We start from the raw sequence: 12,589 nt of genomic DNA, 5'->3' as shown, positions 1-12,589 counted from the left end.
GTGTCCGCCACGGGCCTCCAGTCCGGTGGTCCCACGTCGTCAGGCCGGACGCGCGTTCCGGCCGACCACTCGCGTCAGTCGGCGCGCGGTTCCACGGGGACGGCGCCGGTGGCGGCGTGCGCGGGGTCGGCGGCCTCGGTCGAGGGCTCGTCGGTGCCGCGGGCCCGGCCGATGACGTCCATCAGGTGGTAGACGACGATCGCGGCGATCGTGCCGACGATGATGCCGCCGAAGCTCGCCTGGCCGAAGCGGAACGTGAAGTCGGCGATGCCGATGATCAGGGCGATGCCGGCGGTCAGCTGGTTCTTCGGCTTCGAGAAGTCGACGCGGTTCTCGACCCAGATCCGGATGCCGATGATGCCGATCAGGCCGTAGAGCGCGGTGGTGGCGCCACCGAGCACGCCCGCGGGCACCGAGGAGATGACGGCGCCGATCCTCGGCGACAGGCCGAGCAGGACGGCCGCGATCGCGGCGACCCAGTATGCGGCGGTGGAGAAGACGCGGGTGGCGGCCATGACGCCGATGTTCTCGCCGTAGGTGGTGGTGGCGGAGCCGCCGCCGACGCCGGCCAGGACGGTCGAGATGCCGTCGGCGAAGAGCGCGCGACCGGTGAGCGGGGTGAGGTCACGGCCGGTCAGCTGCCCGACGCCCTTGACGTGGCCGACGTTCTCGGCGACCAGCGCCAGGACGACCGGCACGAACGCCAGGTAGATCGGGAGCTGGGACGGGTCGAACGCGGGAGCGGTGAAGTCCGGCAGGCCGATCCACGGCTTGTCGCCGACCTTCGAGAAGTCGACCTGACCGCCGATGAGCGCTGCCACGTACCCGACGAGCACGCCGATGACGATCGACAGGCGGCCGATCAGGCCCCTGAACAGGACCGTGACCAGGATGATCGTCGCGAGGGTGATGAGCGCGATGACCGGGGCTTCCGTGAAGTTGTCCCGGGCCGACGGAGCCAGGTTGAAGCCGATCAGGGCGACGATCGCGCCCGAGACCACCGGGGGCATCAGCCGGTCGATCCACCCGGCGCCGGCCAGGTGCACGACGAGCCCGACGATCGCGAGCAGCGCGCCGACGACGATGATGCCGGACAGGGCGAGCGGGATGCCGCCGATCTTGGTCGCCGCACCGATCGGGGCGATGAAGGCGAACGACGAGCCGAGGTAGCTCGGCAGGCGGTTGCCCGTGATGAGCAGGAACAGGATCGTGCCGATGCCGCTGAACAGCAGCGTCGTCGACGGCGGGAACCCGGTGATCAGGGGCACCAGGAACGTGGCGCCGAACATCGCGACGACGTGCTGCACGCCGAGGCCGATGGTCCGGGGCCAGGTGAGCCGTTCGTCGGGTGCCACGATCGTCGTCGCGGAGACGGTCTTGCCGTCGCCGTGCAGCTTCCACGGAAGTCCCATGCGATGACCGTACCGGCAGCCGTGTGCCGGTGACGACCCGGATCGACCTGCCCCATGGGGTCGGTGGCTATCGTGGACCGCATGACCGACGTCGCACGTGCCTCCGGCATCCACACTGACGAACTCGACCCCGCGGTGCGCCCCCAGGACGACCTGTACCGCCACGTGAACGGGACCTGGATCGAGGCGACGCCGATCCCCGACGACAAGGCCCGGTACGGATCCTTCACGGTGCTGGCCGAAGCCGCCGAGATCGCCGTGCGCGACATCATCGAGCGCTCGCAGCAGGCCGCCCCCGGCACCGAGGAGCGCAAGGTCGGCGACCTCTTCACCTCGTTCACCGACGAAGCCCGGCTCGAGGAGCTCGGCACCGCACCGATCGAGCACCTGCTCGCCGAGATCACCGCCATCGAGTCCGTGCCCGAGGTCATCGCCGCCGTCGGCCGCTTCGAGCGCATCGGCCTGCCGAGCTTCCTGCAGCTCTTCGTCGACAACGACCCGGGCGACCCCGAGTCCTACGTCGTGTTCCTGGAGCAGTCCGGCCTCGGGCTGCCCGACGAGTCGTACTACCGCGAAGAGCGCTTTGCCGACATCCGCGAGAAGTACCGCGAGTTCGTCGCGGCGATGTTCCCGCTCGCCGGCCTCGACGACGGCGGCGCCCGCACCGAGCACGTCATCGCGCTCGAGACGGCGCTCGCCGCCCAGCACTGGGACAACGTCACGACCCGCGACAGCCAGAAGACCTACAACAAGCTGCCCTGGGCCGAGGTCGCCGCGCTCGCGAAGGGCGTCGACCTGCAGACCTGGTGGCAGGCCATCGACGCCCCCGCCGGTGCGTTCGAGACCGTCGTGGTGCGCGAGCCCTCGTTCATCACCGGCCTGGCCGACCTGCTGAACGACCAGCCGCTCGAGGTCTGGAAGGACTGGCTGCGCTGGCAGGTCATCCGTGGTTCCGCGGCGTACCTGACGAGCGCGTTCTCGGCCACGAACTTCTCGTTCTACGGCACCGCACTGACCGGTGCACCCAAGCAGCGCGAGCGCTGGAAGCGTGGCGTCTCGCTGGTCGAGGGTGCGATGGGTGAAGCCGTCGGCCGCATCTACGTGCAGGAGCACTTCGACGAGACCTCGAAGGCCAAGATGGACGACCTCGTCGCCAACCTGGTCGAGGCGTACCGGCAGAGCATCACCGCGCTCGACTGGATGACCGACGAGACCCGTGCCCGTGCGCTCGACAAGCTCGACAAGTTCACGCCGAAGATCGGCTACCCGGTGAAGTGGCGCGACTACTCGGCGCTGCCCGTCCTCTCCGACGACCTGGTCGCGAACGTCCGCGCCGTCGCCTCGTTCCAGGTCGACCGCGAGCTCGGCAAGATCGGCAAGCCGATCGACCGCGACGAGTGGTTCATGACCCCGCAGACGATCAACGCGTACTACAACCCCGGCTTCAACGAGATCGTGTTCCCGGCCGCGATCCTGCAGTTCCCGTTCTTCGACGCAGACCGCGACGCCGCCGCGAACTACGGCGCGATCGGTGCCGTCATCGGGCACGAGATCGGCCACGGCTTCGACGACCAGGGGTCGCAGTACGACGGCGACGGCAAGCTCGAGAACTGGTGGACCGAGGCCGACCGCGCGGCGTTCGAGGAGCGTACGAAGGCCCTCATCGCCCAGTACGACGCCCTGGTACCGACCGAGGTGCCCGACAGCCACGTGAACGGTGCCCTGACGATCGGCGAGAACATCGGTGACCTCGGTGGCCTGTCGATCGCGTGGAAGGCGTACCTGCTGTCGCTCGACGGCCAGGAGCCCCCGGTCGTCGACGGACTCACCGGTGCTGAGCGCTTCTTCCTGAGCTGGGCCCAGGCCTGGCGCATGGCGATCCGCCCGGAAGAGGCGGCTCGTCTGCTGAGCATCGACCCGCACTCGCCCAACGAGTTCCGCTGCAACCAGGTCGTGCGGAACATCGACGTCTGGTACGACACCTTCGGCGTGACCGAGCAGGACGCGATGTACCTCGACCCCGCCGAGCGCGTCGCGATCTGGTGATGACGGAGCCGGACGCGGCCCGGTCGTCGCGCCGCCGGCGACCGGACGACCGCCCAGCAGGTGGCGGCCGCGGTCGTGGGCGGCACAGCGGCCGGGCCGACGACCGCTTCACCGCCACCACCGAGGCCATCGGCGCCCTCGCGCTCGAGGGCGCCGGGGTCAGCGCCTCGGTGATCGACACCTCGAGCGGCAAGGCCCTGCTCGCGATCGACGACACCCTGGTGCAGCCGGTCGCGAGCCTGGGCCGCGTCCTGCTGCTCATCGAGGTCGCCGCTCAGCTCGAGGACGGCCGCCTGCACGGTGACCGCCTGCAGCGCATGGCCCGCGACACCGCGACCGGTGCCGGCCTGTGGCAGTTCCTGCAGGAGCCGACCATGCAGGTGCCCGACCTGGCGACCCTGGTCGGGGCGACCGCCGACGCCTGGGCCATGAACGCTTTGCTGTCGACCGTCGGCATCGACGCCGTCCGGGAGCGCGCGGAGTCCCTGGGGATCGAGCGCACCGCGTTGATCGACCGGGTGCGGGACCGCCGCGGCCCGGACGACGCCCCCGACGCCTCCGTCGCACCGACCGGGGAGCTGTCGTGGGTGATGCGCGGGCTGGCGCTCGGCGAGGTCGTCGACGAGGCGGTGTCGAACCGGGTGCTCGGCTGGTTGTCCCTGGCGAGTGACCTGAACCTGGTCGCCGGGTCCTTCGGGCTCGACCCCCTGGCACACCGTGCGCTCGACCACGGGCTGCAGGTCGTCGCGGTCACCGGGTCGAGCACGGGCGTGCGGGCCGAGGCGGGGATCCTGCGGGGGCCCGGGTCGTCGGTCAGCTACGCCGTGACCGTCACGTTCGACGATGCTTCGTTGCAGCGGCGGTTGGCCGTGGTGGAGGCGCTGCGGACCATGGGGACCGAGGTGCTCGAGGCGGTGCACGCGCCGGCTCGTCGCTGACGGCGTTCGATGCTGTTCGTGGCGGGTGCGGTGTCTCCGTGTCAGGACCGGGGGACGCAGACCGACTCGGCGCTCAGGCTCAGCCCGTCGACGGTGCCGCGGATGCTCGCCGTGGCGGGGTCCGCATCCGTTGACGACGACCAGTAGTCCCGCCCCATCGCCCGGCCGCTGACCTCGAGGCCCTCCGACGTCCACAGCGCGGTCACGGCGTCGAACGGCTCCTGCGCGTCGTCGACGATCTGGAACACGGGCACGATGCTGAACGCCGTCGCGCGGGTGCCGGTCGCATCGGGTGACCAGGTCGATCCGGGCGGCGCGCACTGTTCGGTGCCCGTGGTCACGGTCGCCGGGACTCCGGCGGCCTCGGCCGAGCGCTCGAGGAACGCCCGGAGCGTCGCGGCCCGGTCGCTGACGTCGGCGGGCACCCACGGGGTCGGCGACGGGCCCGACGTCGGGGTGCCCGGGGCAGTGGCGTCCTGCGGCTTCTCGGCGTCGAGGGGGAGTCCGAGCCAGCCACTCGTCCCGTCGATGCCGACGGAGAACGCGGTGCGCGGAGCGCGGTGCGCGTCGGCGGCTTCGTCCTTCGTCCGGACGAGGACGTCGGCGACGGCACCGGTTCTGTCGCCGTAGATCGACAGGGAAGGCCGTTCGGGCTCGGGAGCCGCTCCGTGCTCGTCTGCGGGTGCCTGCGCAGCGTCGGCGTAGGTCGTGCCCGGTGAGTAGTACAGGCCCTCGACGTCGTGGTCACCGTCGCGGTCGAACCCGTCGATCGTGCGCAGGAGTGCTCGCCCGGGGTGCGTCGCCGTGATCCCCACCGAAACGTCACCACGGTCCAGCGAGGCCGGGTGGCCAACGACGATCGGACGGGCCTGCGCGACGGCGTCGGTGAAGCTGACGCCCGGCACGAGCCAGATCGTGGAACGTGACGGGGTCGCCCACAGCCGGTGCACGAAGGGCTCCGTGCGCAGCCGTCCGGCCAAGTCGACGACGTCGGGGTCCATCGGGTCGACTGCGACCGGCGCCGACGCCCGGCCGCGGGGCACGTCCACGGTCACCGACAGCGTCGTGCCGGTGACGCCCCGCGCTGCCGTGTGCCGGATCCGTTCGGCGACGGCGAGGTCCGTCGTGTCGGCCTGCACCTCGAGCGAGGTGATCCAGTTCTGCGGGTCGTCCTTCGCGTCGACCTGACGGATCTCGCCCTCGGCCGTGTCGACCCCGGGCAACCGCTCGACCCGGGTGATGAGCTTCGCGAGCGCCGGTTCCGACCCGGCCGGCGGTGGTGGCGACGTGCACGCGGCGAGGGCGAGCACGACGCCGAGCGCGGTCGCGAGGGCTGCCGCTGAACGTGTCCGTGCGCGAGCCCCCATGCGTCCGAGTCTAGGAACGGCGCCGTGCGGGCGGAATCGGTCGCGGGACCCATCCGTGCTCAGCGCAGGAGCACGAAGGAGCGCAGCGGATGGGGTTCGACGTCGTGGACCTCGACGAGGCCACGTGACTCGTAGAACGCTCGCTGCCCCGGCTCGTCGTCGGTGAGCAGGACCGTCTGGCGAACGCCGGCGTACCGCTGCAGGACGGCGTCGAGCAGTGCGCCACCGATGCCGGACCGGTGCGCGGACGGCAGGACGAGGACGTCCTGCACGTACACGATCGTCACCCCGTCCGAGACCGTGCGGACCAGGCCGAGCAGGTGTCCATCGTCGTCGCGGGCGGTCAGCACGGTGTGGGAACCGGCGATCGCCGCGGTGAGGGCTGCGGGGTCCTGCGAGTACGCGGTCCACCCGACGGCGTCGTACAGCGCCACCAGTTCGTCGGTGCCCGGTCGTTCGTCGCTGATCGTGGTGGTCACGGTGCCCATCGTGCCCGAGCCGGACGCGTGATGCGGCCTCGGGATCGCACCGGGGCGACCGTCAGCGATCGGCGGAGTCCGCTCCGCCGGACTCGGCCTCGCGCATGAACGCGGTGATGTCGATCGATCGGGTGTCGGGGAGCGTGATGTCCTCGGGGCGGATGGGACGCACGCTCATGCCTCCTCGTGGTCGATCACGCGTCGGGCGCCGGCTTCGACGCCCATCGCGATGAGCAGGGTCATGAACCCGGCGAAGCGGACGACCTCGGAGACACCCATCAGGGCGGCCCACGCGGTGAGCTGCGGTGCGCGGGTGAGGGAGTGCCGTCGCGTCGTCGGTGCGGAACGGGGAGCGGTGATGATCGTCATGGGGTGCCTTCCGGTGGGATTGGTGCCAATCCTCCGGATCGGGACGCGGCGCCTCGTCGTCGTCGCGGATCGTCGAACCTACTGCGTCCGCAGTACGTGTCGACGGGGTGGAGGCAGGAGACTCGGGGGATGACGAACGACGGTGATCTCGTGCTGCCACCGAACCCGTGGTGGCTCCGGTCCCCGGCGCTCCTGCCCGAGCTGGCCGCGGGTCTCGCCGTGGCCGGTGCAGCGGTGGAGATCGTCCGAGTCCTCGTCGCGGGTGCCGGGGTCTTCCCGTTGGTCGGTGTGCTGCTCGGCATCGCCGGTGTGGCCGTGGCTCGTCGGTACCCGTGGCCGGGGGTGCTGCTCACCGTGGTCGGCTGTGCGGTGGCAGCGGTGCAGGGGTGGGACCCGATCGTGGGGTGGACGATCGTGGTGTTCGCGCTGTTCTCCGTCACCCTCCGCGGTGCGGCCCCGTTTCGCATGGTCGTCGCGACCGCGCTGCCGCTCTACCTCGTGGTCGCGGTGGAGTCCGGTGCGGGGCTGGTCAGTCCCGACGCGTTGGCGGCGGTCGCGGCGTGTGCGGCTGCCGGCGCCACGGGGGCCGCGGTCTGGGCACAGCTCCGGTACTGGTCGGCCCTACGGGAGCAAGCCCGCGAGGCGATAGCGTCACGGGATCTCGAAGCGCGCCGACGCGTGGACGCCGAGCGGCTCCGCATCGCCCGTGACCTGCACGACGTCGTCGGTCACCAGATCGCGGTGGCGAGCATGCACCTGGGTGCGGTCGAGGTCACCGTCGACCGCGACCCGGTGACGGCGGCACGCGCAGCAGGTGACGCGCGTGAGGCGTTGCGGATGGTCACCGCCGAGACGCAGCAGATCCTCGAGCTCCTCCGGTCACGGGATGCCGCTCCGGACCAGACCGTCGCCGGGCTGGGCTCGCTGCCCGCGTTGGTGTCGTCGTTCACGTCGATCGGGCTCGACGTCGTGGCTGACGTCGAGCTGCCGGACGAACCGGTCGCCCCCGTGGTCGAGGTCACCGTCTACCGCGTCGTGCAGGAGGCCCTGACCAACGCACACCGGTACGGGACCGGCCCGGTCACGATCACCGTCCGCGCCGAGCAGGGTCGACTCCACGTGGTCTCCGACAACCCACGCGCGCCGCGGACCAAGCAGACGCAGGGGTCCGGGTTCGGGCTCGTGGGCATGCGCGAACGCGTCGGGGCCGCAGGCGGGACACTGGACGTCGACGAACGACCCGATCGGTTCGTCGTGCACGCCGTGCTGGCGCTGGACGGAAGGAAGCTGTCGTGACGACGATCCTGCTGGTCGACGACCAGGCGATGATCCGCGTCGGGCTCCGCACCATCCTCGAGGCGCACGACGACCTCACCGTCGCCGGCGAGGCCGGCGACGGCTTCGAGGCCCTGCGGTTCCTCGAGACGACGACGGTCGACGTCGTCCTGTTGGACGTGCGGATGCCGGGGATCGACGGCGTCGAGACCACACGCCGCCTCCGTGAGCGGTTCTCCGCCGAGCAGCTCCGCATCGTCATCCTGACGACGTTCGAGCAGGACGAGATCGTGGTCTCGGCGCTCCGGGCGGGTGCGAACGGCTTCCTCGGCAAGACCGTCGGACCCCGCGAGCTCGTGGCGGGCATCAACGAGGTCGTCCTCGGTGGTGGAGCACTCTCCGCGGCTGCGCAGGCCGCGGTCATCGCGCAGGTCAGCTCCCAGTCCGACCGCGTCATCGACACCGATGCGCAGGAACGTCTCCGAGCGCTGACCCCGCGTGAACACGACGTGGTGGTGGCGATCGCCCGCGGTGGCGACAACGACCGGATCGGCCGGGAGATGTTCGTCTCGCCCTACACCGTGAAGACCCACGCCAACCGCGCGATGGCGAAGCTCGGCGTCCGTGATCGTGCGCAGCTGGTGTCCCTCGCCTACCGCGCCGGACTCGTCGACTGACCAGGACCTACTGCGGACGCAGTAGGTCCGTCGCTCCGACGGGACGACGGCCGGACGGAGCGTTGCTCGGAGCATTGAGGAGTACCCGCCGCGACGGTCTCCGCGTGGCTTCCTCTTCTTCTCTCCGGGAGCATCATGCCCAAGGTCCTCGCCGCGATCGGACGCTTCAGCGCCCGGCACCGGCTCATCATCGTCGCCGTGTGGTTGGTGCTCTTCGCGAGCCTCACCGCCGTCACCGCCGCCGGCATGGACACCAGTGCCACCGGCTCGGCCGGCAACAAGACCGCCGCCGCGAAGGCGCTCACCGTCGTCAACGAGAAGTTCGACCTCGGTTCCTCGTCGTCGGGCGACGCGAAGACGCTGCAGCTCGTCCTCCAGGCGCGAGACGGCGCGAAGGTGACCGACCAGGACACCGCCGCCGAGGTGCAGGCAGTCCTCGCCGACGCGAAGAGCCTTCCGCACGTGCAGACGGTCTCGGACCCGTTCGCCCAGCGGAGCCCGATGGTCTCGAAGGACGGCACCACGGTCATCTCCACGCTGACCTTCTCCGGCGTCACCGAGGCGAACCAGGAGAAGACGTACGACACCGTCCTGGACTTCGCAGCCGACCACCGTGCTGCCTTCCACGCCGAGGTCGGCGGTCACCTGTTCGGTGACACCTACGCCACCTTCGGTCCCGGCGAGGTCATCGGGATCCTGGTCGCGTTCCTGGTGCTGTTCCTGACCTTCGGTTCGCTCCTGGCCGCCGGAGCGAACATGCTCGTCGCGATCTCCGGGGTCGCCGTGGGGACGGTCGGTGTCCTCGCGTACTCCGCGATCAACCCGATCCAGGGGACCACCCTGACGCTCGCGACCATGCTCGGCCTCGCCGTCGGGATCGACTACACGCTGTTCATCCTCACCCGGTTCCGCTCGGAGCTCCGCGAGGGACGCAGCGTCGTCGACGCGATCGCCCGGGCCACCGGCACCGCGGGCACCGCAGTCGTGTTCGCGGGCCTCACCGTCATCATCGCCCTCGTGGGTCTCGTCGTGACCGGCAACGAGGTCATCACCGTGATGGGCTTCGCCGGAGCGTTCAGCGTCCTGATCGCGGTGCTGATGGCCCTCACGCTGCTCCCCGTCATCCTGGGGACCCTCGGGTTGCGCGCCCTGCCCCGGAAGCACCGGGAACTCCTCGCCGCCGGCCAGCCGATCCCGCAGCGTCCCGCGAACCGCAAGAACTTCCTCCGCGGGTGGGCCAGGTTCGTCACCGGACGCCCGTGGCTCGCACTCTTCGGCGCCGTCGTCGTCCTCGGGCTCGTCGCCGCACCGGTCCTCGACATGAAGACGGCCTCCAACATCCCCGGTGGCTCCGACCCGACGTCGTCCGAGCGGAAGGCCTACGACCTGATCGTCGACGAGTTCGGCGGCATCCAGTCCCCGTTGCTCGTGCTCGTGCAGGGCGACGACGTCACCAGCAACCTCACCGCGGTCGAGGACGAGATCACGGGCCTCGACCACGTCGAAGCCGTCGTCCCCGGCCAGGTCACGAAGACCGACGACGCCGCACTCCTCACCGTCATCCCGACCGGCGGTCCGATCGCCGAGAGCACGAAGCAGCTCGTCACGGACATCCGCGACGAGACCACGGCGATCAGCGGCGTGCGCGTCGAGGTGACCGGCGAGACCGCGATCGGGCTCGACGACACCGCGCAGATGAACCGGGCACTGATCACCTACATCATCGTGATCGTCGCGCTGTCGTTCCTGCTCCTGATCGTGATGTTCCGATCCCTGCTCGTGCCCCTGTTCGCCACCCTCGGGTACCTGTTCTCCGTCGGGGCGGCGTTCGGTGCATCGGTCGCGATCTTCCAGTGGGGCTGGCTCGACCCGCTCATCGCCGCACCCCAGGGTGACCCGATGTTGAGCCTGCTGCCGATCATCCTGGTCGGGGTCCTGTTCGGGCTGGCGATGGACTACCAGGTGTTCCTCGTGTCCCGGATGAAGGAAGAACACTCCCGCGGGCTGAGCCCGAAGGACGCCGTGTTCTCCGGGTTCACCAAGTCCGGCACCGTCCTCGTCGCAGCAGCCACGATCATGGCCGTCGTCTTCGCGGGCTTCGCCACGAGTGAGATGGCCGTCGCCGCGTCGATCGCCGTCGGGCTGCTCGTCGGGGTCCTCGCAGACGCCTTCATGGTGCGGATGATGATCATGCCGGCGCTCCTCACGCTCTGCGGGGAAGCAGCCTGGTGGATGCCGAAGTGGATGCAGAAGGTCATCCCGAACCTGGACACCGAGGGACACGGACTCGACCGGGCTCCCGAGCCCGACCGGGGGACCGGGGCCGTCCCGGTGCCGGTCAGCTAGTCGGTCAGCACGTCAAGACCGAAGGAGCCGTCCCGCTGCGATCGCAGCGGGACGGCTCCGTCCGTGGCGGCAGCAGCCCGTGCTCGGGACCCGCCGAGACCGGCCGGCTGACCGCTACGAGGTCGCCTGCCCCTCCGGCACGAACGCCTGCACGGACAGCAGTGAGGCATCGGCCGACGCGCATGCCTGGTAGTCGGTGTCCTTCACGAATAGGGACTGCTTCGACCCGGGCGGGTACACGCGGAAGCCGTCCGGGGTCTTGGGCGAGCAGTCGCCCGCCGAGTAGTTCTCGGCCCGGACGATCTTCAGCGGTGCCACGGCGGTCTTGCCGGGAGCGAGTGTGACGGTCGGGTGCGGGGAGCTCTTCTCCGCGACGGCCGCCGCTCCGATCTGCTTGCCGCTGCCGCCCCCGACGAACGAGACGCCGGGCCACCCCTGCACGGTGCAGGTCGTCGACCCGGTGTTCTCGAGCACCAGGTGCACGATGACGCTGCCGGCGGCACCACCACTGCCGGCCTCGATGCGTCCGGCGAGCGACGACACCGCGCACCGGTCGCCGGAAGACGAACCGGTGGACGGCCCAGAACCGGACCCGGAGGACGGTGCCGCCGAGGCGGACTCCTCCGACGACTGCGGGGTGGACGCCGACGCGGACGGCGACGGTGCGGGCGCCGTGACGGTCTCGGTGGCTGCGGGCTGCCCGTCCGAGGCGCACCCCGCCAGTGTCCCGACGGCGACGAGCCCGGTCACGACGAGCAGGAACTTCGATCGGCTGCTGCGTTGCATGGTGCACAGGCAACCACCGAACGCCGCATCCGGTTCGGTCGGCGTCCAGGGACCACGGGCACACTCCGAGGCAAGCAACCCGAGCAGCGGAGGTCGGACATGACGGGCAAGCACGAACAGGCACGAGGCGACGAGGGTCGCGCGGACGGGGTCGAACCCCGCGCCGGAGCCTTCACGGACAGCGAGATCCCGGGCGACGAGCACGTCGAGTCGACGGAGCCCGTCGGCGAGTTCGTCTCGAGCGACATCCCCGGCGAGACGCGTCCGACCGGAACCGGACCCGACGGCGAGTACGTCGACTCGGACATCCCCGGCGAGGCCGAGCCGGCCCAGAACGGCGAGGTCGGGGAGTACACCGACACCGACAAGGCCTGACGAACCCGAGCCGATGCGAGCCCATACTCAAGGATGAGTACTCATCCTTGAGTATGGGCTCCTCTGCGTCGTCGCTCTGCGCCTGACGGTCAGTCGATCAGCTCCGCCGCCACCAGGCGGCGGAGCGTCTCCATGCCCGCAGGCGGGCAGCGGTCCGCGTCGGCGGAGGTGACCCACTCGACCTCGTCCACCTCGGCGGAGGCGACGGGCGTGGCGGAGTCCAGCGGGCCTCCCGGCCGGACCAGGAACAGCGTCATCGCGACCATGGTCCCCGGAGCCTGCCCGTGGGCGGGCTCGAGCACGACGCCGAACGGGTCGACGTCGTCGGCGGTGAGCCGCAGGCCGGTCTCCTCGTAGGCCTCGCGCACGGCGGCCTCGACGTCGGTCTCGTGCGGCTCCGCCTTGCCGCCGGGCAGGTAGAGCACGTCGCGCGCCCGGGCGCGCACCATCAGGACACGTCGGTCACGCACCAGCAGCAGCGCACTCACGCGCAGCGTGGGTGGTTGCGAGCCTGTCTGG

At 70.7% G+C, this 12,589-nt stretch carries 12 protein-coding genes; 6 read left to right on the top strand and 6 right to left on the bottom strand.

Translation table 11 applies throughout. The annotated features are described in order from the left end of the window. Nucleotides 1-74: 74 nt before the first annotated feature. Nucleotides 75-1,412: a uracil-xanthine permease family protein gene (locus tag DEJ06_RS16505; protein ID WP_111040035.1), complete on the bottom strand. Its 1,338-nt coding sequence runs from the start codon at nucleotides 1,410-1,412 to the stop codon at nucleotides 75-77. A gap of 81 nt (nucleotides 1,413-1,493) precedes the next feature. On the opposite strand from DEJ06_RS16505, the gene DEJ06_RS16500 reads away from it, so the two are divergent. Both DEJ06_RS16500 and DEJ06_RS16495 read left to right on the top strand, forming a co-directional pair. Next, nucleotides 1,494-3,458 carry a M13 family metallopeptidase gene (locus DEJ06_RS16500; protein WP_111040049.1) on the top strand — a complete coding sequence of 655 codons (1,965 nt, stop codon included), beginning with the start codon at nucleotides 1,494-1,496 and terminating at the stop codon, nucleotides 3,456-3,458. Then, nucleotides 3,458-4,396 carry a serine hydrolase gene (locus DEJ06_RS16495; protein WP_111040034.1) on the top strand — a complete coding sequence of 313 codons (939 nt, stop codon included), beginning with the start codon at nucleotides 3,458-3,460 and terminating at the stop codon, nucleotides 4,394-4,396. Before DEJ06_RS16500 ends, DEJ06_RS16495 begins: the two co-directional genes overlap by 1 nt. A 41-nt stretch (nucleotides 4,397-4,437) precedes the next feature. On the opposite strand, the gene DEJ06_RS16490 is transcribed toward DEJ06_RS16495, so the two are convergent. The 3 genes from DEJ06_RS16490 to DEJ06_RS16480 all read right to left on the bottom strand — a co-directional run bounded on the left by DEJ06_RS16490 (nucleotide 4,438) and on the right by DEJ06_RS16480 (nucleotide 6,611). Next, a complete protein-coding gene (locus tag DEJ06_RS16490; protein ID WP_111040033.1) occupies nucleotides 4,438-5,763 on the bottom strand; it encodes a hypothetical protein in 1,326 nt (441 codons plus the stop codon). Between the two features lie 59 nt (nucleotides 5,764-5,822). Then, nucleotides 5,823-6,242: a GNAT family N-acetyltransferase gene (locus DEJ06_RS16485; RefSeq protein ID WP_111040048.1), complete on the bottom strand. Its 420-nt coding sequence runs from the start codon at nucleotides 6,240-6,242 to the stop codon at nucleotides 5,823-5,825. Between the two features lie 174 nt (nucleotides 6,243-6,416). Then, the gene (locus DEJ06_RS16480) at nucleotides 6,417-6,611 is read right to left on the bottom strand and encodes a hypothetical protein (RefSeq protein WP_111040032.1); all 195 of its coding nucleotides are present in this window, start codon (nucleotides 6,609-6,611) and stop codon (nucleotides 6,417-6,419) included. Between the two features lie 129 nt (nucleotides 6,612-6,740). Between DEJ06_RS16480 and DEJ06_RS16475 the strand changes: the two genes are divergently transcribed. The 3 genes from DEJ06_RS16475 (at nucleotide 6,741) to DEJ06_RS16465 (ending at nucleotide 10,909) form a co-directional block, all read left to right on the top strand. Next, nucleotides 6,741-7,907 carry a sensor histidine kinase gene (locus DEJ06_RS16475; protein ID WP_111040031.1) on the top strand — a complete coding sequence of 389 codons (1,167 nt, stop codon included), beginning with the start codon at nucleotides 6,741-6,743 and terminating at the stop codon, nucleotides 7,905-7,907. After that, nucleotides 7,904-8,563: a response regulator transcription factor gene (locus DEJ06_RS16470; RefSeq protein WP_111022404.1), complete on the top strand. Its 660-nt coding sequence runs from the start codon at nucleotides 7,904-7,906 to the stop codon at nucleotides 8,561-8,563. The genes DEJ06_RS16475 and DEJ06_RS16470 overlap by 4 nt, the downstream gene beginning before the upstream one ends. A 135-nt stretch (nucleotides 8,564-8,698) precedes the next feature. After that, complete coding sequence (locus DEJ06_RS16465; RefSeq protein WP_111040030.1) at nucleotides 8,699-10,909, top strand: MMPL family transporter; 2,211 nt, start codon at nucleotides 8,699-8,701, stop codon at nucleotides 10,907-10,909. A 114-nt stretch (nucleotides 10,910-11,023) separates the two neighbouring features. Here the strand turns inward: DEJ06_RS16465 and DEJ06_RS16460 are convergent, their stop codons facing one another. Then, a complete protein-coding gene (locus DEJ06_RS16460) occupies nucleotides 11,024-11,695 on the bottom strand; it encodes a DUF4232 domain-containing protein (protein WP_111040029.1) in 672 nt (223 codons plus the stop codon). A gap of 99 nt (nucleotides 11,696-11,794) precedes the next feature. Here DEJ06_RS16460 and DEJ06_RS16455 point away from each other — a divergent pair, with 99 nt between their 5' ends. After that, nucleotides 11,795-12,070: a hypothetical protein gene (locus DEJ06_RS16455; RefSeq protein WP_111022401.1), complete on the top strand. Its 276-nt coding sequence runs from the start codon at nucleotides 11,795-11,797 to the stop codon at nucleotides 12,068-12,070. An 89-nt stretch (nucleotides 12,071-12,159) separates the two neighbouring features. Here DEJ06_RS16455 and DEJ06_RS16450 read toward each other — a convergent pair whose 3' ends face one another. Then, nucleotides 12,160-12,558, bottom strand: coding sequence for an NUDIX domain-containing protein (locus DEJ06_RS16450; protein WP_111040028.1), 399 nt, complete (start codon nucleotides 12,556-12,558; stop codon nucleotides 12,160-12,162). Nucleotides 12,559-12,589 lie beyond the last annotated feature (31 nt).

This window comes from Curtobacterium sp. MCLR17_051, assembly GCF_003234395.1.
Classification (GTDB): domain Bacteria; phylum Actinomycetota; class Actinomycetes; order Actinomycetales; family Microbacteriaceae; genus Curtobacterium; species Curtobacterium flaccumfaciens.
The sequence above is the reverse complement of the archived record's forward strand: the minus strand, read 5'-3'. Positions and strand labels throughout refer to the sequence as shown.

Coding starts and splice junctions, on each gene's coding strand:
- DEJ06_RS16505 (WP_111040035.1), bottom strand. CDS start 1,412: ATGGGACTTCCGTGGAAGCTGCACGGCGACGGCAAGACCGTCTCCGCG.
- DEJ06_RS16500 (WP_111040049.1), top strand. CDS start 1,494: ATGACCGACGTCGCACGTGCCTCCGGCATCCACACTGACGAACTCGAC.
- DEJ06_RS16495 (WP_111040034.1), top strand. CDS start 3,458: ATGACGGAGCCGGACGCGGCCCGGTCGTCGCGCCGCCGGCGACCGGAC.
- DEJ06_RS16490 (WP_111040033.1), bottom strand. CDS start 5,763: ATGGGGGCTCGCGCACGGACACGTTCAGCGGCAGCCCTCGCGACCGCG.
- DEJ06_RS16480 (WP_111040032.1), bottom strand. CDS start 6,611: ATGACGATCATCACCGCTCCCCGTTCCGCACCGACGACGCGACGGCAC.
- DEJ06_RS16475 (WP_111040031.1), top strand. CDS start 6,741: ATGACGAACGACGGTGATCTCGTGCTGCCACCGAACCCGTGGTGGCTC.
- DEJ06_RS16465 (WP_111040030.1), top strand. CDS start 8,699: ATGCCCAAGGTCCTCGCCGCGATCGGACGCTTCAGCGCCCGGCACCGG.
- DEJ06_RS16460 (WP_111040029.1), bottom strand. CDS start 11,695: ATGCAACGCAGCAGCCGATCGAAGTTCCTGCTCGTCGTGACCGGGCTC.
- DEJ06_RS16455 (WP_111022401.1), top strand. CDS start 11,795: ATGACGGGCAAGCACGAACAGGCACGAGGCGACGAGGGTCGCGCGGAC.